This window comes from Luteimonas sp. BLCC-B24, assembly GCF_028550595.1.
Classification (GTDB): Bacteria; Pseudomonadota; Gammaproteobacteria; order Xanthomonadales; family Xanthomonadaceae; genus Luteimonas.
This window is the reverse complement of the sequence record NZ_JAQQGN010000002.1, coordinates 75,291-95,736: the sequence shown is the minus strand read 5'-3', so window position 1 is coordinate 95,736 and position 20,446 is coordinate 75,291. Positions and strand designations below refer to the sequence as shown.

The window sequence follows — 20,446 nt, the reverse complement described above, 5'->3', positions numbered from 1 at the left end:
GAGTCCTCAGACATGGAACATCGCCGCCAGGGCGAGATCGATGAGCTTGATCGCGGCGAACGGCAGCAGCACGCCGCCGACGCCGTAGACCAGCATGTTGGTGCGCAGCAGTTGCGTCGCGCCCGACGGCACGAAGCGCACCCCGCGCAGCGCCAGCGGGATCAGCAGCGGGATGATCGCGGCGTTGAAGATCAGCGCCGACAGCACCGCGCTGGTCGGGCTCGCCAGCCCCATCACGTTCAACGCCGCCATCGACGGGATCGCCGCCGCGAACAGCGCCGGCAGGATCGCGAAGTACTTGGAGACGTCGTTGGCCAGAGAGAACGTGGTCAGCGCGCCGCGGGTGATCAGCTGCTGCTTGCCGATCTCCACCACTGCCAGCAGCTTGGCCGGATCCGAATCCAGATCGACCATGTTGCCGGCCTCCTTCGCGGCCTGGGTGCCGGAGTTCATCGCCAGGCCGATGTCGGCCTGGGCGAGCGCGGGGGCGTCGTTGGTGCCGTCGCCGACCATCGCCACCAGACGGCCGTCGGCCTGCTCGGCGCGGATGCGCGCGAGCTTGTCCTCGGGCCGCGCCTCGGCGATGTAGTCGTCGACGCCGGCCTCGGCCGCGATCGCCGCGGCGGTCAGCGGGTTGTCGCCGGTGATCATCACCGTGCGGATGCCCATCGCACGCATCTGCGCGAACTTCTCGCGGATGCCGTGCTTGATGACGTCCGAGAGCTCGATGACGCCGAGCACGTGCGCGCCCTCACTGACCACCAGCGGCGTGGCGCCCTTGCGCGCGACGCTGTCCACCCGGGCATCGAGCTCGGCGGTGTAGTGGCCGCCGCGCGCCGCCACGTGCGCGGCGATCGCATCCCGTGCGCCCTTGCGGATCACCCGCCCGCCCGCGAGGTCGACGCCCGACATCCGGGTCTGCGCCGAGAATGCGACGAAGCGGGCGGTGTCCGGATCCTGCGGCGCGGCGCCCTGCGCGCGCGCCAGGCGCACGATGGACTTGCCCTCGGGCGTCGGATCGGCCAGCGAGGCGAGCATCGACGCATCGCGCAACCGGGCCGGGTCCACTCCGGCCAGCGCATGGAACGCGGTGGCCTGGCGGTCGCCGTGGGTGATCGTGCCGGTCTTGTCGAGCAGCAGCACGTCGATGTCGCCCGCCACCTCCACCGCCTTGCCGGATTTCGCCAGCACGTTGGCCTTCAGCGCGCGGTTCATGCCCGCGATGCCGATCGCCGGCAGCAGGCCGCCAATGGTCGTCGGGATCAGGCAGACCAGCAGCGCGACCAGCAGCACCGGGTTGATCGCCACGCCGACGGCGCCGGCGATGAACGGCAGCGTGGCCACGACGATCGCGAAGGTCAGCGTCATCGCCACCAGCAGGATGCCCAGCGCGATCTCGTTGGGCGTCTTCTGCCGGCTCGAGCCTTCGACCAGCGCGATCATCCGGTCGAGAAAGCTGTGCCCGGGCTCGACGCTGATGCGCACGACGATGCGGTCCGACAACACCTTGGTGCCGCCGATCACGCCCGAGCGGTCGGTCCCGGCCTCACGCAGCACCGGCGCCGATTCGCCGGTGACCGCGGCCTCGTTGATCGTGGCCAGGCCTTCGACGATCTCGCCGTCGGCCGGTACCAGCTGGCCCGCGTCGACGACCACGCGGTCGCCGGGCCGCAGTTCGGCGGCCGGCACCGTGGTCTCGCCGCCATCGGGCTGCAGGCGGCGGGCCATCAGGTCCTTGCGCGCCCGCCGCAGCGACGCCGCCTGGCCACGCCCGCGCGACTCGGCGATGGCCTCGGCAAAGGTGCCGAACAGCACGGTCAGCAGCAATACGCCGGTGACCGTCCCGCCGAAGCCGGGCGTGGCGAGGCCCGCCAGCGTGGCGCCGGCGGTGACCAGCGTCCCCAGCCACACCAAGGCCATCACCGGAGTGCGGACGATGTGCTGGGGCGCCAGCTTGGCCACGGCGTCAGCCAGCACGGGCAGCAGCCCGGCCCGCGCGTCGCCGTTGCCGGCGCGCGCGCTCTCATTGGAAGTGCTCATCCGGATGTCGTCCTCAACGCGCGATCAGGCTCAGGTGGTCGGCGACGGGGCCGAGCACGAGAACGGGCATGAACTGGAGCAGGGTCAGGATCCCGATGACGGCGATCAGCGTGACGCCGAAGGTGGGGGTTTCGATGCGCAACGTTCCCGCGCCCTCCGGGGCCTGACGCTTGCACGCGAGCATCGCGGCGATCAGCAGCGGCAGCACCAGCGCCGGATAGCGCCCCAGCGCCAGCAAGGCCGCGCAGGTCACGTTCCACCACACGCTGTCGTCGGCCAAGCCCTCGAAGCCGGAGCCGTTGTTGGCGAAGGCCGAGGTGTACTCGTAGAACACCTGGCTGATCGCATGGACGCCCGGATTGGAGGTGCCCGCCAGCCCGGGGACGGCCAGCGTCACTGCGGTCGTGCCCAGCAGCACCAGCGGCTGCAGCAGCACCAGCGCCGCCAGCAGCTTCACCTCCGGCGCCTCGATCTTGCGGCCGAAGAGTTCCGGCGTGCGCCCGGTCATCAGCCCGGCCAGGAACACCGCCAGCAGCAGATAGACCAGCCATTGCTGCAGGCCGCTGCCGATGCCGCCCCAGATGCCGTTGACCAGCATGTTGCCGAGCGCGACCAGGCCGGTCAGCGGCGCGAGCGAATCGTGCATGGCATTGACCGAGCCGTTGGAGGTCTGCGTCGTCAGCGCCGCCCACAACGCCGACGGCGCGGGGCCGAAGCGCGTTTCCTTGCCCTCCATCAGCGCGCTGTCGGTCGAGGTCGACGAGGCGCTTTCCGACCACACCGCGAATCCGGCCGATGCCACCGACATCGCCAGCATCGAACCGCACACCAGCGCGGTGAATCCGCGGCGCCCGGTCAGCGGACCGACCATGAACACCACCGCGACCGGCAGCAGCACGAGCGCCAGGCTTTCCAGCAGGTTCGACAGCGGCGTCGGGTTTTCCAGCGGCACCGCACTGTTGGGCCCGTACCAGCCGCCGCCGTTGGTGCCGAGCTGCTTGACCGCGACCATCGGCGCCACCGGCCCGAGCGGAATCTTCTGGGTCGCCATGCCCGCGGACGCATCCACCGGCGTGACCACGGGGCCGCCGGCGAGCGTGGCCGGCACGCCCTGGCTGGTCAGCAGCACCGACCACAGCAGACACAGCGGCAGCAGCACGCGCAACGTGGCCCGCACGACGTCGGCCCAGTAGTTGCCGACATCGACCACGCGCGCGGCCTGCACCGGCACACGTCGCGCCACGGCGTTGCGGCCGCCGGTCAGCCCGCGCAGGGTCGCGACCACGAGCGCGAGCCCCATCATCGGCGTCACCACCTGCAACGCGACGATGCCGACCATGTGCGCCAGATACGACAGCTGCGCCTGACCGGAATAATGCTGCTGGTTGGTGTTGGTGAGAAACGAGACCGCGGTATGCAGCGCGAGGTCCCACGACATGTTCGGCGCGCCGTTTGGGTTGAGCGGCAGCCAGGCCTGGGTGACCAGGACGCCCCACACCAGTGCACCGAGCACGGCGTTGCTGAGCAGGAACGCGCCGGCATAGCCGCGCCAGCTCATGCCGCGCTGCGGATCGGTGCCGAGCAGGCGGTACAGCGGGCGTTCGATCCAGCCGAATGCACGATCGCCGCGCATCGGCGCGCCGCGCATCACCGCCGCCAGGTAGCGGCCCAGTGGCCAGCCCAGCGCGATCGCCAGCGCGAACACGAGTAGAACTTCAGTCATGACGTCGGGACTCCGTCCAGTGAGGGCAGGCGCACGCGCTCGCAGTGCCTAGAAGTCGGCATGGATTGCGATCTCGGGCCGGGTACCGGCCGCGCCGGGAACATTGCGCCGCGCCGCCGCGTCGGTGGCGTGCAGCGTGGCGCGCAGCGCGAAGGGCGGCCTGAAGGCCCAGACCACACCGAGTGCGCCATGCGTGTAGGACTCGGCGACCGACGCATCCAGCAGATAGCGCGCGATCGAAGCCTCGATGCGCAGGGTCTCGCCCACGGCGCGGCTCAGGCCGAGCGCGACATAGGTGCCTTCGGCGCCGCCGGCGAGCGCATCGTCGGACCAGCCCACGGTGAGCGCGACCGTCTCGCGCCAGCGCATCCCGGCCGACACCTCGGTCCAGTCCAGCTCTCCGGCGCCCGGATACAGGTAGCGCATTGCCCCGACCTCGAGCGCCCAGTCCGGCGCGACCGCGCCGCCCCAGCCGACGGCCAGATCGAATTCGCTGGCAGGTCCCCCGTCGGGCGCGAAGCGGACGTTCGAACCCCAGGCCGAGGCATACAGTCCGGTGCGATGATCGACCCGCAGACCGGCCTGGGCCGCGGGATCCTCGAGGGTTTGCGACGTGCCGCGCCAGACGTAATCACTGGTGAGGGCGGCGGTGCCCGAGACCTGCGCGGCGCAGGGGGTCAAGGCGAGCATCGCGAGCAGGGTGAGACCGCCGCGTGCGGCGCTGGAACGGGGTGCGGGATGACGCATGATGCGGGTCCGGATGGAGGGCGAAACAGCCATCCGGCAAGTGTTGGGCGCCGGCCCGTAAAGTCTCTATCGTCGTGCGCGGGGCCGGCATAAATTCGGCGTAAAACCACGGCCGGTACCCGGCACAGCGAAAGAATTTATGGCGAATTTGCAGCGCCGCGCAGACGCCGCGCGTAACGTGCACCGCCGTTCCCACTCTGCGGTTCCGCCATGCATTCCGTATTCAAGGATCTGCTGTACATCGCCGTCGTGCTGCTCGGCAGCGGTGGCCTGTACTGCGCGATCGACCGGCTTCTGCGACACCGCGCACCCCAGCGCAGCGCAGCGCGGCGAGTCGCGCGCCCGCGCCGCTGGGGGTCATGCGCGCGGCCGCTCTCCTGCGCGGCGCAGCAGCAGGCGCGCCGCTCAGATCTCGACGTGCGTGCCCAGTTCGACGATGCGGTTGCCGGGGATGCGGAAGAAGCCCGACGCCGGCGCCGCATTGCGGTGCAGCAGCGCGAACAGGCGCTCGCGCCACAGCGCCATGCCGGGGCGCGCCGCGGCGACGACGGTCTCGCGACTGGTGAAGTAGGTGGTGTCCATCGGATCGATGCACACGCTGTCGTCGATGTCGCTGCACTGCATCAGCGCCAGCGGCACGTCGGGCGTTTCCATGAAGCCGAAGCGCACCACGATGCGATGGAAGCCCTCGCCGATCTGCTCGATCTTCAGCCGACGGTGCGCATAGGGCACGGTCAGCGTCTCGACGGTGAGGAACACGTTGCGCTCGTGCAGCACCTTGTTGTGCTTGAGGTTGTGCATCAGCGCGTGCGGCACGATGCCGCGATCACTGGTCAGGAACACCGCCGTGCCCGGCACGCGCACCGGCGGCGCGAGCATCAGCCCGGGAATGAAGCTCTCGATGCGGATGCCGTGCTGCTGCACTTCTTCGTGCAGCAGCTGGCGGCCGCGCCGCCACGTGCGCAGCAGGGTGAACAGCGTGATGCCCAGCACCAGCGGGAACCACGCGCCCTGCAGCACCTTGGCGCCGTTGGCGATCACGAACGCGATGTCGATCACCAGGAACACGCCGCACAGCGGCAGCACCCAGCGCCGCCAGTGCGGCCACAGCGCGCGCGCCACGATGGCCAGCAGCAGGGTGTCGATCAGCATCGTCATCGACACCGAGATGCCGTAGGCCGCGGCGAGGTTCGACGAGGTCTGGAACGTCAGCACCAGGGCGATGACCACGATCGCCATCGCCCAGTTGATCGCGGGGATGTAGATCTGGCCGATGGTGTCGCTGGAGGTGTGGCGCACGCGCATGCGCGGGATGTAACCCAGCTGCATCGCCTGCCGCGCCACCGAAAAACCGCCGGTGATGACGGCCTGCGAGGCGATCACCGTCGCCGCGGTGGCCAGCACGATCATCGGCCAGCGGCCCCATTCGGGCACGCCGATGTAGAACGGGTTCTGGATCGCCGCCGGGTCCTCGAGCACCAGCGCGCCCTGCCCCAGATAGTTGAGCATCAACGACGGCAGCACGAAAAAATACCAGGCGTAGCGGATGGGCTTGGCGCCGAAGTGGCCCATGTCGGTGTAGATCGCCTCGCCGCCGGTCACCGCCAGCACGACGGCGCCGAGGATGAAGACACCGCCCCAGCTGTGGTTGACGAAGAACTGCGCCGCCCACCACGGATTGATCGCCTGCAGCACCTCGGGCTCGTGCAGGATGTTGACCACGCCCAGCACCGCGAGCGAGAGGAACCACAGCACGGTGATCGGCCCGAAGATGCGCCCCACCTTCGCGGTGCCGAAGCGCTGGGTGGCGAACAGCACGCCGAGCACCAGCACCGTCAGCGGAATGATCCAGGGATGCAGGGCCGGCGATATCACCTCCAGGCCCTCGATCGCCGACAGCACCGAGATGGCCGGCGTGATCACCCCGTCACTGAAGAACAGCGATGCGCCGAACACGCCGAGGATGCCGACCAGATAGGCCGAGCGGCCGCGTTTGCCGAGGCTGCGCTGGGCCAGCGCCATCAGCGCCATGATGCCGCCCTCGCCGTCGTTGTCGGCGCGCAGGATGATGGTCACGTACTTCAGCGTGACCACCAGCATCAGCGACCAGAAGATCATCGACAGCACGCCGAGCACGGTGTCGTGGTCGGCCACCAGGCCGTAGTGCGGCGAGAACGCCTCGCGCAGCGTGTACAGCGGGCTGGTGCCGATGTCGCCGAAGACGACACCGATGGCGCCGACCATCAGCCCGGCGAGGCCGATCTGGCCGTGGCTGGACGCGACGGGACGCGCGCCCTTCACGGGTGAACTGCTGTGGGACATGACGGTGGAACCCGGCCGACAGGGAGGGGGCGGTCAGCGAAGCGCGGACTGTAGCGCTTTTCGGATGATGGTTTCGGGCGTGTCGCCCTCCCCCGCGGCGGCCTTGGCCATCTTCTGTGCCTCGGCCGGCTTGTAGCCCAGCTGCTGCAGCGCGATCGTGGCCTCCGACAGCGGATCGGCGGCGACCGGCGCACCGTGCACCGCGCCGCCCGCGCCGCCCAGATCGGCGGCGCGATCGCGCAGCTCCACCACCATGCGCTCGGCGGTCTTCTTGCCGATGCCGGGAATCTTGGTCAGCGCGGTCACGTCGGCGGTCTGCACCAGGCGTGCGAACGCGTCGACGCTGACGCCCGACAGCACCGCGAGCGCGATCTTCGCGCCGATGCCGGTGACCTTCTGCACGTCACGGAACAACCGCCGCTCGGACTCGTGCAGGAAGCCGTACAGCGACACGCTGTCCTCCTTCTGCGCGTAGTGGGTGAATAGCGCCACCTCGCGGCCGAGTTCGGGCAGGTCGTAGAACGTGCTCATCGGCGCCTCGAGCTCGTAGCCGACGCCGTTCACGTCGACCACCAGCCAGGGCGGGGCTTTATGGATGAGGGTGCCGCGGAGACGACCGATCATGGGAAATATCCGAGTGCGACGACTGCATGCGCCGTCATGGTGCCGCGAAGATGGCCGCTTCGACGCGCCCGGCGCCGCGCCGGCGTTCTCGCCTGCAGGACGGCGGAACGTTCGCCGCTCATTTGCGCCCCCAGGCCTGCTTCACGTCGACGCCGAGGCGCGCCGCGGTCGCGCGCACGTGCGCGTGCGTGATCGCCACCGCCAGCGCATCGGCCGCGTCGGCCTGCAGCTTGCCGGTCAGTCCGAGCATCAGCCCGACCATGTGCTGGATCTGCACCTTCTCCGCGCCGCCGCGGCCGACCACCGCCAGCTTGATCTCGCTGGCGGCGTATTCGCTGACCGGCAGGTCGCGCAGCACCACCGCACCGATCGCCGCGCCGCGCGCCTGGCCGAGTTTGAGCGCCGAATCGGGGTTGCGCGCCATGAACACCTTTTCGATCGCCACCTCGTCCGGCCGATGCTCCACGATCAAGGCCGTCAGCCCGTCCAGCAACCGACGCAGCCGCGCGGGGAATTCACCCGCCGTCACTAGCACCAGCGGCGCATGGAACACGTGGGTGACCTTGCCCGCCGCGTCGACGTCGATGATGCCGACCCCGGTGCGCTGCGAACCGGGGTCGATGCCGAGGATGCGGGTCATGCCACCGCCTGCGGCGGGCGCGGCGCGAGGCGCCGTGCGGCGACGAAGGCCGCCCAGCCGATCAGCGCGCTCATCACGATCCGCGCCGGGAAATAGACCAGCGCCGGCAGCGCGAACAACCAGGCGACGAGTCCACCGGGCATCGTCCACACAGCGACCGACTTCACCCAGACCAGCGCCGGCAGATGACCGGCCAGCAGCGCCTCGACCGACGGCCCGGGCAGGGCCCATCCCGCGTTGCCGGCCACGACCAGTGCCAGCGCGGCGATCAGGCCATCGCCGATGCTGCCGACCACCGAGGCCCAGCCCAGCCAGAGCAGGAACGTGCGCATCGGCGGCAGGCGCGGCCCGTCAGGCCCCGAACTGCGCGTTGGAGTAGACCGCCTGCACGTCGTCGAGATCCTCGAGCAGATCGAGCATCTTGCGCACCTGCTCGGCGGTCTCGCCGTCGACGGCGATGTCGTTGTCGGCGCGGAAGGTGACCTCGGCATGGCCGGGAGCAAGCCCGGCCGCGACCATCGCGTCGCGCACCGGCTCGAAGGCCTCGACCGAGGTGATCACGTCGATCGCGCCGTCTTCGGGATACACCACCACATCGTCGGCGCCGGCTTCGATCGCGGCCTCGGTCACCGCATCCTCGTCGGCCCCTTCGAAACTCAGCACGCCCAGGCGCTTGAACATGAAGGCCACCGAGCCCTCGGTGCCCATGTTGCCGCCGCACTTGCCGAATGCGTGGCGGACTTCGGCCACGGTGCGCACGCGGTTGTCGGTGAGGGTGTCGACGATCACCGCGACGCCGCCGGGCGCGTAGCCCTCGTAGCGGATCTCCTCGTACTCCACGCCTTCCAGTTCGCCGGTGGCCTTCTTGATCGCGCGCTCGACCACGTCCTTGGACATGTTCTGGGCCATGCCCTTGTCGATCGCCGCGCGCAGGCGCGGATTGTTGGCCGGATCCCCGCCGCCGGCGCGCGCCGCCACGCCGATCTCGCGGATGATCTTGGTGAAGATCTTGCCGCGCTTGGCGTCGGTCGCGTTCTTGCGGGCTTCGATCGAAGGTCCTCGTCCCATGGTGCTCGTCTGCAGGCGCTGGAAAGCGGCGATTTTACCCGAAGCGCCGGCCGCCACCGTGCGGATCGGCGGCGTGGTCGAAGTGCCCGTCCTGCAGGAACGCCACCGTCTGCCGGATCGCGGCCGGCGACAGCAGCAGGCCGCTGTGGCTGGCATCGACGACGATGTGGTCCGCCAGCGCCGGGGCGCGGGTCTCGGCCACCGCCACCGTCCCGTCGTGCGGGCCGTCGAAGCGCGCCAGCAGCGCGCCGAGACCCCGCGGCACGCAGCCGGCGACCATGCCCACCTGCACCCCGGCAGGCCAGTCCATGCAGCCGCAATGGAGGATTCCGGCGCTGCGCCCGAAATAGAACCGCGACAAGGGCACGCGGGCCAGCGCGTGCGCCGCCCCGCTGCCGCAGACCGGCGAGCCGAGACAGACGATCCGCCCCAGCGGCAGCGCCGGGGCCCGGGCGGCCGCGCGCAGCGCGGAGAGACCGCCGAGGCTGTGTCCGACCACGTGCGCCGGGCCGTCCTCGAGTGCGTCCACCACCCGCTGCACGGCGGCATCCGGCCCACCGGCGATGCTCGGATAGCCCAGCACCACCGGCTCGAAGCCCGCCGCGGCGAGCCCGCGCGCGAAGCGCCGCATCGTCAGGCCCACCATCCACAAGCCGTGCAGCAGCAGCACGCGCGTCGGCGCCGGCCTCATGCGACGGCCTCGCTCGCCACGCCCGCCCGGCGCCAGGCCCGCGGCGACAGGCCGCTGTGCGCCTTGAACGCGCGCGACAACGCGGCTTCGCTTCCGTAGCCGACCTCGTCGGCGATCACCTTCAGCGGCCGACCGCGGCGCAGCGCCTGCTTGGCCAGACGCACGCGCCAGTCCTGCAGGTACTGCCCCGGCGTCATGCCGACCACGTCGACGAACGCGCTCGCGAACGCGCTGCGCGACATGCCGGCCGCCTGCGCCAGCGACTCCAGCGTCCACGCGTCCGCCGGCGCCTCGTGCATCGCCACCAGCGCATTGCGCAGGCGCGGATGCGACAGCCCCGACAGCAGGCCGGCCTGCACCTCGCCCCGCTCCATCAACTGCCGCAGCACCTGGATCATCACCACCTCGAACAGGCGCTCGATCAGGGCCAGCCGCCCGCAGCGCTGGTCGAAGGCTTCTTCGAACAGCAGCGCGAGTACCGGCCCGGCGCCGGCGATCTCGTCCAGCGGCAGGTGGACCAGATCGGGCAGCGCCGCGGCGAGCGGATTGTCGGCACCGCCCTCGAAGCCGAGATGCGCGCAGACCATGTCCGCGCCGCGATCGGGGTCGGTGACGAAGCGATGCGCGGTGGGCCGCGCGAACAGCAGCAGGCCGGGTCCGGTGACCGGCAGCGTGGTGCTCCCGTAGTGCACCTCGACCGCGCCGCTGCGCACCAGGTGCAGCTGACCGTGGACGCCGTCGCTGTCGAGGGTGTTGATGCCGCACAGCGCACCGGCGTTGAACACCCGCGCGTTCATCGGGAAATGGGTCATCAGCGCTGCGAGGCGATCGGCCACATCAGGACTCCAGATCAATTTTCCAGGACTTTACATCACCCAAGGTGTCCCGACGACGCGCAAAGTGCGCTCACCGGGCACCCCGCCCGCCCACCAGGAATTCCATGTCCATCGAGAACATCCTCTACACCGCGTCGGCCACCGCCACCGGCGGCCGTGACGGCCGTGCCCGTTCCTCCGACCACGTGCTCGACGTCGCCCTGTCCACGCCGCGCGAACTCGGCGGCGCCGGTGGTCCCGGCACCAACCCCGAGCAGCTGTTCGCCGCCGGCTATTCGGCCTGTTTCCTCGGCGCGCTGAAGTTCGTGGCCGGCAAGCAGAAGGTCGCGCTGCCGCCGACCACCACCGTCACCGCGACGGTCGGCATCGGCCCCATCCCCAGCGGGTTCGGCATCGAGGCCGCGCTGACCATCGCCGCCCCCGGCATCGACCGCGACCTGCTGCAACGCCTGATCGAGCAGGCCCATGCGGTCTGCCCCTATTCCAACGCCACGCGCGGAAACATCGACGTGACGCTGGCCATCGCCGACTGAGCCACCTGCCCCACCCACGTCACCCCACATGCGAGGACCCGCCATGAACACCTTCACCCGTACCGTCGCCGCCAGCCTGCTGGCCACCGCCCTCCACGTCGCGCACGCCGCGCCGCCGGTCGACCCGGCCCGGATCGCCGCGGCCACCGTCGACGGCACCCATGTCGTCACCGCCGACGGCGTGCGTCTCTACGTCAAGGACTGGGGCCCGAAGACCGGCCCGGTCGTCACCTTCAGCCACGGCTGGCCGCTGAACTCGGACAGCTGGGAATCGCAGATGCTGTTCCTCGCCGGACAGGGCTATCGCGTCGTCGCCCATGACCGTCGCGGCCACGGCCGCTCCAGCCAGCCCTGGGACGGCAACGACATGGACCACTACGCCGACGACCTCGCCGCGGTGATCACCGCGCTGGACCTGCACGACGTCACCCTGGTCGGCTTCTCCACCGGCGGCGGCGAGGTCGCGCGCTACATCGGCCGTCACGGCACCGGCCGGGTGAAGAAGGCGGTGCTGGTCAGTGCCGTGCCGCCGCTGATGCTGCAGACGCCCGACAACCCCGGCGGCCTGCCGATCGCGGTATTCGACGGCATCCGCGCCGCGCAGCTCGCCAACCGCGCCCAGCTCTACCGGGACATCCCCAGCGGGCCCTTCTACGGCTTCAACCGCCCCGGCGCCGAGGTGTCGCAAGGCCTGATCGACAGCTGGTGGGCGCAGGGCATGCAGGGCGGCCACAAGAACACCTACGACTCGATCGCGGCGTTCTCGGCCACCGACTTCCGCGAGGATCTCGAGCGCTTCGACATCCCGACGCTCGTGATCCACGGCGACGTCGACCAGATCGTGCCGATCGACGCCTCCGGCCGGGCGTCGGCCGCGCTGATCCCGGGTGCGGAGCTGCGGGTCTACCCCGGCGCGCCGCACGGGCTGACCGACACCCACAAGGACCGCGTCAACCAGGACCTGCTGGACTTCCTGCGCAAGTAAGCAGGACCGGCATCACCCGACCGGCCGCCATCGCGCGGCCGGTCGGCCGTGTGCACCGACGGCCGATCAGGCCGGTCGTCGCAGGATGAATTCCAGATCGTTGATCGTGCCGACCGGGAAGATGTACTCGCCCACCTTCTCGAAGCCGTGGCGCGCATAGAAGCGTTGCGCGCCGAGATTCTCCGACCACGCGCCGACCCACACCGTGCGTGGGCCGCCCTGCAGCAGCCAGGCCAGGATCGCGTCCATCATCCGCGTGCCGGTGCCGCCGCCCTGGTGCTCCCGCAGCAGATACAGGCGCTTGATCTCGCCATCGCCCGGCGCGACGTCGGCATGCGGCAGGCCGCACGGACCGGCCGCCGCGTGTCCCACCGCGAGGCCATCGTGTTCCAGCAACCAGACCGCGTAGTCGGGATGCGCGAGGATCGTGCGCTGCTTGTCCACCGCGTAGGCATCGGCGAGGAACGCCGCGAGGTCCTCCGGCGGATACAGATGGCCAAAGGTCTCGGTGAACGTGCGCGCGGCCAGCGCCGACAGCGTCTGCGCGTCGTCGACGGTGGCGCGGCGGAGCGTCGCCGTCGTCCTGGACGCTGCGTCAACGGATTGCTCGATCATGCGAGAACCTTCCGACGTGGAGGCCCCCTCGCGTCGAGGGGGGCGCGGCGACAGCCGCGGGGGAGCTGGAGCACGGCGACGGCGCCCGCGATTCCGCTCGGCGGAATCGTGGGGGACTCACTGCGCAGCAGACGAGGCCCGCGGACGCACCTGGATGTGCACTTCCGCCAGCTGCGCATCCGCGATCGGCGACGGCGCATCGGTCATCAGGCACTGCGCACCGGTGGTCTTCGGGAAGGCGATGACGTCGCGGATCGACTCGGTGCCGGCCATCAGCGCGGCGATGCGGTCGATGCCGAACGCGATGCCGCCGTGCGGCGGCGCGCCGTACTTCAGCGCGTCGAGCAGGAAGCCGAACTTGGCCTGCGCTTCCTCGGCGCCGATGCCCAGCAGGTCGAACACCGCCGACTGCATCGACGCGCGGTGGATACGGATCGAACCGCCGCCGATCTCGTTGCCGTTGAGCACCATGTCGTAACCGCGCGATACGGCCGTCGCGGCGTTGGCACGCAGGTCGGCCTCGTCATCGACCGACGGCGCGGTGAAGGGGTGATGCAGGGCGACGTAACGCTGCGCCTCGTCGTCCCATTCGAACATCGGGAAGTCGGTGACCCACAGCGGCGCCCAGCCGTCGGCGACCAGATCGAAGTCCTTGCCGGCTTTCAGGCGCACCGCGCCCATGAAGTCGCTGACGGTCGAGTACTTGCCGGCGCCGAAGAACACGAGATCGCCGTTGCCGGCGCCCACGTGCGCGACGAGCGCGGCGAACGCGGCCTCGTCGAAGAACTTCTGGATCGGCGACGACACCTCGCCGTTCTCGGCGATCTTGATGTAGGCCAGACCCTTCGCGCCGTACTTGCCGGCATGCGCGGCGTATTCGTCGATCTGCTTGCGGCTCAGACTCGCGCCGCCCGGAATACGCAGCGCAGCAACGCGGCCACCGGCCTCGTTGGCCGGGCCGGTGAACACCGCGAAGCCGCTGTCCTTGACCAGCTCGGCCACATCGACCAGCTCCAGCGCGATGCGCAGGTCCGGCTTGTCGGAACCGTAGCGACGCATCGCCTCGGCGTAGGTCATGCGCGGGAATTCGGCGGCGAGTTCGACGCCCGCCACATCGCGGAACACGTCACGGATCATCGCCTCGACCATGTCCTGCACGTCGCGCTCGGACACCCACGCGAACTCCATGTCGAGCTGGGTGAATTCGAGCTGGCGATCGGCGCGCAGCGCCTCGTCGCGGAAGCAGCGTGCGATCTGGTAGTAGCGGTCGAAGCCCGCCATCATCAGGATCTGCTTGAACAGCTGCGGCGACTGCGGCAACGCGTAGAACTCGCCCGGATGCATGCGCGCCGGCACCAGGAAGTCGCGCGCGCCTTCCGGCGTCGCCTTGGTCAGGATCGGCGTCTCGATGTCCTGGAAACCCTTGGCGTCGAGCCAGTGGCGCAGCGCGCTGACCAGCTTGGTGCGCGTACGCATGCGGCGCTGCATCTCGGGGTGACGCAGGTCGAGATAGCGGTACTTCAGGCGCGTCTCTTCGCCCGGATTCTCGTGGTGGTGGAACGGCAGCGGCTCGGCCTTGTTGAGCACTTCGATCTGCGTGGCGACGATCTCGACCTGGCCGGTGCGGATCTTCGCGTTGACCGAATGCCGGGCGCGCACGACGCCGGTGATGCGCAGCGCATCCTCGTAGCCCACCTTGACCGCGGTCGCAATGACGTCCGCGTTTCCCGCCGCATCCGACGGCTCGGCGACCACCTGCACGATGCCCTCGTGGTCGCGCAGATCGATGAAGCAGACGCCGCCGAGATCGCGGGCAACGTCGGCCCAGCCGCACAGGGTGACGGTCTGGCCGATCAGCGATTCGTCGATCAGGCCGCAGAAATGGGTACGCATGGGAACTCCGGACGGGAACGCGGGCGCACGCTACGCCGCGCGGGCGCTACGTGCTCGATGGAAGCCCGCTAGTTTAAGGCGTCGCCGCGCTCCGCGCGGCGCGGCCGCTTCAGTCCGCCGCGGCGGGCTTGGGCGCGGGCTTCGCCGCCGGCCTGGCCTCGGCGGCGGGCTTGGCCTCGGACTTGGCCGGCGCATCGGCGGCCGGCTTGTCGCCGGCGGGCTTGGCGTCGCCACCGCCATCGACCAGGTTGCGCTTCTTGTCGCCGTCCTTCTTGAAGTCGGTCTCGTACCAGCCGCTGCCGGCCAGGCGGAACGCCGGCGCGGTGAGCTGACGCTTGACCGCGGCCGCACCGCAGGCCGGACAGCTCTCCGGATCGGGGTCGGACATCTTCTGCAGGCGGTCGAAACTGTGGCCGCATTCGGCGCACTGGAAGGCATAGATCGGCATGGCGGTGTACTGGAAGTTTGCTGGAGAGTGCGGAGCGTCCAGATGCGGACGCCGCGGGCCGGTTCAAGCCAGCCGGTGCGCGATTGTGCGGGATTTTTCGCCCGGTGGCGGGCAGACCGTGACCGCATCGCCGGAACGATCTGCCACAGGCACGCCTCCGCGCTGCAGACGCCTTGACCCACGCGCGTTCCCGAAGCTGCCGCAGCCGCTCGACGTCCTCCCCCCGCGCTGCGGGGGAGGGTTGGGTGGGGACAAAGCGTCCGAGCACGATCGACAAACCCCGACGTGCCCCTTAAGGAGCAGCCCGTTTGCAACGACGTTCCGACGTCTGGCGGTTGCCATCCCAACCGGTCCGGACCGGCGCGAAGCGCCGGTCGTTCGATCGGTTCGCGCGGCATGCCGCGCAAGCGAACCGCCCGCAGCCCCGCGGACAGCGGAAGGCGGAAGGCGGGCGTCACGCATTGCCCGTGCACACGTTCCGCTTCCAAGATGCAGACCGATATCAGCCCCGCAGATGCACCGCCGCCAGTTCGGTCGCCCGACGCAGCACCGCGTCACGATCTGACGCCTCCAGCGGCGACTCGCGCAGATACAGCGCCAGCAGCCAGGGGGCGCCGCCTGTCAGAGGCCAGAGCACGGCGATGTCGTTGCTGACGTTCTGCATACCGCCGGTCTTGTCGCCCACCCGCCAGCCGGCCGGCATACCCGCCCGGATCCGGGCATCACCGGTGCGGTTCTCGATCAGCCAGTCGGCCAGTTGCAGACGTGAGGACCGGGACAGCGCGCCGTCTTCCAGCACGAAGCGGCGCAGGTTGTGCGTCATCGCCCGCGGCGTCGTGGTGCTGGCACCGGCGCGGATGCCGCGGGGCACGGTGTCCGCGTCACCGTGCTGGCGCAGAAACGCTTCGAACCCCGCTTCGCCACCCACCAAGGGCAGCAGCAGGTCCACGCCCGGGTTGTCGCTCCAGACCATGCAGCCGCGGCAGATGTCCCGCACGGTCATGTCCTTGCCGGCATGCCGACCGGTCACGGGCGCGCCGGCGCGCACGTCTTCGGCGCGGACAGGAATGCGGTCGTCGAGCGACAGCGCGCCAGCGTCGGCCCGGGCCAGCACCGCCGCGCTCAGGGCGAACTTGATCGTGCTCGCAGTCGGGAAGGCCTCGTCCTCGCGGTGGGTCATCACCGGGCCGCGCGCCGGGTGCAGCAGGTGCACGCCCAGGCGTCCACCGGAAGCCGCCTCCAGCGCCGCGATGTCCGGCGCGTTGTCGATCCGTGATCCCGGTCCGCCGGCACGCTTCGCCAGCAATGGTGCCGCGCCCATCAGCAGGGCAGCGCCCCCAGCGGCTTTCAGAAAACTGCGTCGTCCTGGCATATGCACGGTCTCCGATCGGATGAGGGCCGCAGTCTGTCGGGAGGCGACCCGTGCGACCAGCGCGTTTATCGGGGGTGAGCCCACAGGAAATCTCATGTCCGGCTCCGGATGCCCGCGTGGCGATGCGCTAACGTGCAGCCATCCATCGATCCGGCTCACACCTGCTCCACATGGCCCGACCGCACCTGCCGCTCAACGCCCTGCGCGCCTTCGAGGCAGCCGCGCGCCACCAGAACCTGACACGCGCCGCGCTGGAGCTGCATGTCAGCCAGGCCGCGCTGAGCCATCAGATCCGGGGGCTCGAAGCGACGCTGGGCATCCGCCTGTTCCATCGACTGCCGCGCGGCGTGGCCCTGAGCGACGAGGCCATCGCGCTGTATCCGGTGCTCAACGAGGCCTTCGACCGGATCGCGGCCGCGGTCAACCGCGCCAGTTCCACTGCGCGCCGCGACGTGGTGACGCTGGGCGCGGTGGGCACCTTCGTCAACGGCTGGCTGCTGCCGCGTCTGCCGAAGTTCGAGGCCGCCCACCCCGGCATCGAACTGCGGCTGTCCACGCACAACAACCGCATCGACCAGGCCAGCGAAGGCCTGGATGCGGTGATTCGCTTCGGCGACGGCGACTGGCAGGGCCTGCACTGCACACCGATCGCGGACACGCGGTTCGCACCGGTCTGCGCGCCGTCGATCGCGCATCGCCTGCGCACGCCGCAGGACCTGGCGAGGCTGCCGCTGCTGCGCTCCTACCGCGAGGACGAATGGCCGCGCTGGTGCGAGGCGGCCGGGGTGCGCGGCGTCGAAGCGCGCGGGACGGTGTTCGACTCGTCGCTCGCCCTGGCCGGCGCCGCCGCTGCCGGTGCGGGGGTCGCGCTGGTGCCACTGGCGATGTTCGAGCGGGACCTGCGCGAAGGCCGGCTGCTGCAGCCCTTCGACATCGGCATCGAGCTGGGCCGCTACTGGCTGACCCGGCTGCGCTCGCGCCGCGAGCGCGAGCCTGTCAAACAGCTGCGCCTCTGGCTGCAGGCACAGGGCGCACTGACGCCGGGCCGCTGAGCGGCGCCGGCGTCATCGGGATCAGTAGCCCCAGGGCGTCGGCGGCGCGGCCACCGTGCGGGTCAGGTCGAACTCGACCTGGAACTTGCGCCCGCCGGGCCGGCTGAGCTCGTAGACGAAACGCTGGCCCGGGTCGATCTCCATGGCCCAGGTGTTGGTGACCGACGCGGACAGGCCCTCGCGCTCGAACATCGCGATCGACTCGGCATCGACCGGGAATTCCTGGCGCTGGGCGGTGCCGGCGTTCTGGGTGTCGCCGCCGTACATCGTCACCGGATCGTCGCTGCCGTCGGGGAGGCGATGGTCGTGCTTCAGACGCAGGCCGGATTCGGTGCGGGTGAGGATCCAGGTGCGGGAATGGTCGTCGCCGACATGGAACGGAATGCGCAGCTCCTCTTCCTTGTTGCTGCAGCCGCGCACGTGCATCACCAGTTCCTTGCCCTCGAAGGGATCGGGCGGCGCGTCGGCGGCCGGTGCCGGCTCGTTGGCGACGATGCGGCCGGCGAACGCTTCGCCGCAATGGCGTGCGATCGCGGCGAGGAATTCGTCGGCGGGCACGCGTTCGCGCGCCGCATCGGCCGCGGCCGCCGCAGCGGCGGCATCGGCGGTGGGGTTGGCCGGGGCCGGGCCGGCAGGGGCGGCGGGCTCGTCGGCGCCGCAGGCGGCGAGCGCGAGCGCGGCGGCGAGAACAGGGATCAGGCGTGGAATGGTCATGCCCGCAAAGTACCGGGCGTTGCCGGATGGCGCAAATCCGCGGACCGCGTCGCCCTGTGACTCCACGGTGCCGGGCGCCGCCGCGCCGACGGAGATCCGCGCGCGGCGCGCGGTGCGCGGTCCGGTACGCGGCACGCTCCGGACCCGGACCCGGCGATGCGCCGCGATGCGCGCGCCGCTCCGCTTCAGGCGGCGTCGTAGAGCGCCAGCAGATCGCCCTCGGCCTGCTCCAGCGCCGCGCGCAGCGCGGCCTGGCGCTGGCCCAGTTCGGCGGCCTTGGCGGCATCGCTGTAGGTCGAGGGATCGGCCAGCGCCGCCTCGATGTCCGACAGCGACTGTTCGAGTTCCGCCACCCGCGCCTCGGCCTTCTGCAGCTTGTGCGGATTGGCCTTGGCCTTCGGCCTGGCCGGCTCGGCCGCAGGCGGCGGCGCGGCCGCGGCCGGCGTGGCGGTCGGCGTGCGCAGTTCGCCGGCATTGCCGCGCGCGCGCAGCCACGCGGCGTACTCGTCGAGATCGCCGTCGAAGGGGATCACCGCGCCGTCGGCGACACGCCAGAAGGTGTCGCTGACCAGGCCGATCAGATGCCGGTCGTGCGAGACCAGCACGATCGCGCCGGGGAAGTCGCTCAGCGCTTCGGCCAGCGCCTCGCGCATCTCGAGATCGAGATGGTTGGTCGGCTCGTCGAGCAGCAGCACGTTGGGCTGCAGCCAGGCGATCAGGGCCAGCGCCAGGCGCGCACGTTCGCCGCCGGAGAAGCCGTCGATGCTCTCGAACGCGCGGTCGCCCGGGAAGCTCCACTTGCCGAGGAAGTCGCGGAAGGCCTGGGTAGCCACGTTCGGCGAGAGCTCGCGCAGATGGTCGATCGGCGACGTGCCGGCGACCAGCGATTCCACCGTGTGCTGGGCGAAGTAGCCGATGCGCAGGTCCGGATGCGCGTAGCGTTCGCCGGCGAGCAGCGGCAGGTCGCCCACCAGGGTCTTGACCAGGGTCGACTTGCCGGCGCCGTTGGGGCCGAGCAGGCCGATGCGGTCGCCGGCCTCGAGGCCGAAGCCGACGTTGTCGAGGATGGTGATTTCGTGATTGGGGATGGGGGATTGGGGATTCGAAGACGCGCCGTGCGCGTCCGACTCCCGACTCCCGACTCCCGAATCCCGGGCCGTCGCGGCATAGCCGCAACGCCCATGATTGATCCGCAGCAGCGCGTGCGGCAGCTTGACCGGCTGCGGGAAATCGATCCGCACCTCGCGCTCTGCGCGCACGGCCTCGGTATCGGCCATCTTGGCCAGGCGCTTGACCCGCGACTGCGCCTGCTTGGCCTTGGCCGCGCTGGCCTTGAAGCGGTCGATGAACTTCTGCAGGTGCGCGCGTTCGGCCTGGGTTTTCTCGTGCGTGATCTGCTGCAGCCGCAACTGTTCCGAGCGCTGGCGCTCGAAGGCGGTGTAGTCGCCGGTATAGAGCTTGGCCTTGCCGCCGTGCAGGTGCAGGGTATGGGTGCAGACGTTGTCGAGGAACTCGCGATCGTGCGAGATCAGCAGCAGCGTGCCGGGGTACTTCAGCAGCCACTGTTCAAGCCACAGCACCGCGTCGAGATCGAGATGGTTGGTGGGCTCGTCGAGCAGCAGCAGGTCGCTCGGCGTCATCAGCGCGCGCGCCAGGTTCAGGCGCACGCGCCAGCCGCCGGAAAACGTGGCGACCGCGCGCTGGTGGGTCTCGGCGGGAAAGCCCAGGCCGTGCAACAGCTTGCCCGCGCGCGCACCGGCGTCGTAGGCGCCGACTTCGGCCATGCGCAGGTGCACCTCGGCGACGGCCTCCCAGTCTTCGGCGGCCAGCGCGTCGGCCTCGGCCTTGAGCACCGCGGCCACGGCGGCATCGCCGCCGAGCACGAAGTCGATCGCCGGATCGGGCAGCGACGGCAGCTCCTGGGCGATGCTGGCCACGCGCACGCGGTTGGGCAGATCGAGATCGCCCTTGTCGGCCTCCACCTCGCCGCGCACGGCCGCGAACAGCGAGGACTTGCCGGTGCCGTTGCGGCCGACGACGCCGGTGCGCCAGCCGGCGTGCAGGGCGAGGTCCATCTCGGACAGCAGCAGGCGTTCGCCGCGCCGAAGGGCGAAATTCTTGAAAGAGATCATGGGCGCAATTC

Annotated in this window: 19 protein-coding genes; 3 read left to right on the top strand and 16 right to left on the bottom strand. The window is 70.4% G+C overall.

Annotated features, from left to right (window positions below; translation table 11 throughout):
• Positions 1-6 precede the first annotated feature (6 nt).
• From kdpB to PQS31_RS04685, 10 genes are all read right to left on the bottom strand, one after another.
• Positions 7-2,040: a potassium-transporting ATPase subunit KdpB gene (gene kdpB / locus PQS31_RS04730; protein WP_272761526.1), complete on the bottom strand. Its 2,034-nt coding sequence runs from the start codon at positions 2,038-2,040 to the stop codon at positions 7-9.
• Between the two features lie 13 nt (positions 2,041-2,053).
• Complete coding sequence (kdpA, locus tag PQS31_RS04725) at positions 2,054-3,763, bottom strand: potassium-transporting ATPase subunit KdpA (protein ID WP_272761525.1); 1,710 nt, start codon at positions 3,761-3,763, stop codon at positions 2,054-2,056.
• Between the two features lie 48 nt (positions 3,764-3,811).
• A complete protein-coding gene (locus PQS31_RS04720) occupies positions 3,812-4,510 on the bottom strand; it encodes a TorF family putative porin (RefSeq protein ID WP_272761524.1) in 699 nt (232 codons plus the stop codon).
• Between the two features lie 405 nt (positions 4,511-4,915).
• Positions 4,916-6,754 (bottom strand): potassium transporter Kup, encoded by a 1,839-nt coding sequence (locus tag PQS31_RS04715; protein ID WP_272762108.1) that lies wholly within the window; start codon positions 6,752-6,754, stop codon positions 4,916-4,918.
• Positions 6,755-6,865: 111 nt separating this feature from the next.
• Positions 6,866-7,456, bottom strand: coding sequence for a Holliday junction branch migration protein RuvA (ruvA, locus tag PQS31_RS04710; protein WP_272761523.1), 591 nt, complete (start codon positions 7,454-7,456; stop codon positions 6,866-6,868).
• A 118-nt stretch (positions 7,457-7,574) separates the two neighbouring features.
• Positions 7,575-8,096 carry a crossover junction endodeoxyribonuclease RuvC gene (gene ruvC / locus PQS31_RS04705; RefSeq protein WP_272761522.1) on the bottom strand — a complete coding sequence of 174 codons (522 nt, stop codon included), beginning with the start codon at positions 8,094-8,096 and terminating at the stop codon, positions 7,575-7,577.
• Positions 8,093-8,428, bottom strand: a complete 336-nt coding sequence (locus PQS31_RS04700; RefSeq protein ID WP_272761521.1) for a hypothetical protein — start codon at positions 8,426-8,428, stop codon at positions 8,093-8,095. The genes ruvC and PQS31_RS04700 overlap by 4 nt, the downstream gene beginning before the upstream one ends.
• Positions 8,429-8,447: 19 nt before the next feature.
• Entirely contained in the window at positions 8,448-9,164 is a 717-nt protein-coding gene (locus tag PQS31_RS04695; protein WP_272761520.1) for a YebC/PmpR family DNA-binding transcriptional regulator, read from the bottom strand.
• Between the two features lie 34 nt (positions 9,165-9,198).
• Positions 9,199-9,855, bottom strand: a complete 657-nt coding sequence (locus PQS31_RS04690; protein ID WP_272761519.1) for an alpha/beta fold hydrolase — start codon at positions 9,853-9,855, stop codon at positions 9,199-9,201.
• Positions 9,852-10,691: an AraC family transcriptional regulator gene (locus PQS31_RS04685; protein ID WP_272761518.1), complete on the bottom strand. Its 840-nt coding sequence runs from the start codon at positions 10,689-10,691 to the stop codon at positions 9,852-9,854. Before PQS31_RS04685 ends, PQS31_RS04690 begins: the two co-directional genes overlap by 4 nt.
• Before the next feature lie 104 nt (positions 10,692-10,795).
• Here PQS31_RS04685 and PQS31_RS04680 point away from each other — a divergent pair, with 104 nt between their 5' ends.
• On the top strand, positions 10,796-11,224 hold the full coding sequence (locus PQS31_RS04680) for an organic hydroperoxide resistance protein (protein ID WP_272761517.1): 429 nt from the start codon (positions 10,796-10,798) through the stop codon (positions 11,222-11,224).
• Positions 11,225-11,267: 43 nt separating this feature from the next.
• A complete protein-coding gene (locus tag PQS31_RS04675) occupies positions 11,268-12,209 on the top strand; it encodes an alpha/beta hydrolase (RefSeq protein WP_272761516.1) in 942 nt (313 codons plus the stop codon).
• 66 nt (positions 12,210-12,275) lie between these two features.
• Here the strand turns inward: PQS31_RS04675 and PQS31_RS04670 are convergent, their stop codons facing one another.
• The 4 genes from PQS31_RS04670 to bla form a co-directional block, all read right to left on the bottom strand.
• Positions 12,276-12,824 carry a GNAT family N-acetyltransferase gene (locus tag PQS31_RS04670; RefSeq protein WP_272761515.1) on the bottom strand — a complete coding sequence of 183 codons (549 nt, stop codon included), beginning with the start codon at positions 12,822-12,824 and terminating at the stop codon, positions 12,276-12,278.
• Positions 12,825-12,941: 117 nt separating this feature from the next.
• Positions 12,942-14,717, bottom strand: a complete 1,776-nt coding sequence (gene aspS / locus PQS31_RS04665; protein ID WP_272761514.1) for an aspartate--tRNA ligase — start codon at positions 14,715-14,717, stop codon at positions 12,942-12,944.
• 109 nt (positions 14,718-14,826) lie between these two features.
• Entirely contained in the window at positions 14,827-15,165 is a 339-nt protein-coding gene (locus tag PQS31_RS04660) for a zinc ribbon domain-containing protein (RefSeq protein WP_272761513.1), read from the bottom strand.
• Between the two features lie 502 nt (positions 15,166-15,667).
• Entirely contained in the window at positions 15,668-16,696 is a 1,029-nt protein-coding gene (gene bla, locus PQS31_RS04655) for a class A beta-lactamase (RefSeq protein ID WP_272761512.1), read from the bottom strand.
• Between the two features lie 11 nt (positions 16,697-16,707).
• Between bla and PQS31_RS04650 the strand changes: the two genes are divergently transcribed.
• On the top strand, positions 16,708-17,589 hold the full coding sequence (locus PQS31_RS04650) for a LysR substrate-binding domain-containing protein (RefSeq protein ID WP_272761511.1): 882 nt from the start codon (positions 16,708-16,710) through the stop codon (positions 17,587-17,589).
• A gap of 21 nt (positions 17,590-17,610) precedes the next feature.
• Here PQS31_RS04650 and PQS31_RS04645 read toward each other — a convergent pair whose 3' ends face one another.
• Together PQS31_RS04645 and PQS31_RS04640 are read right to left on the bottom strand one after the other, a co-directional pair.
• Complete coding sequence (locus PQS31_RS04645; protein ID WP_272761510.1) at positions 17,611-18,303, bottom strand: hypothetical protein; 693 nt, start codon at positions 18,301-18,303, stop codon at positions 17,611-17,613.
• A 185-nt stretch (positions 18,304-18,488) separates the two neighbouring features.
• Entirely contained in the window at positions 18,489-20,435 is a 1,947-nt protein-coding gene (locus PQS31_RS04640) for an ABC-F family ATP-binding cassette domain-containing protein (protein WP_272761509.1), read from the bottom strand.
• Positions 20,436-20,446 lie beyond the last annotated feature (11 nt).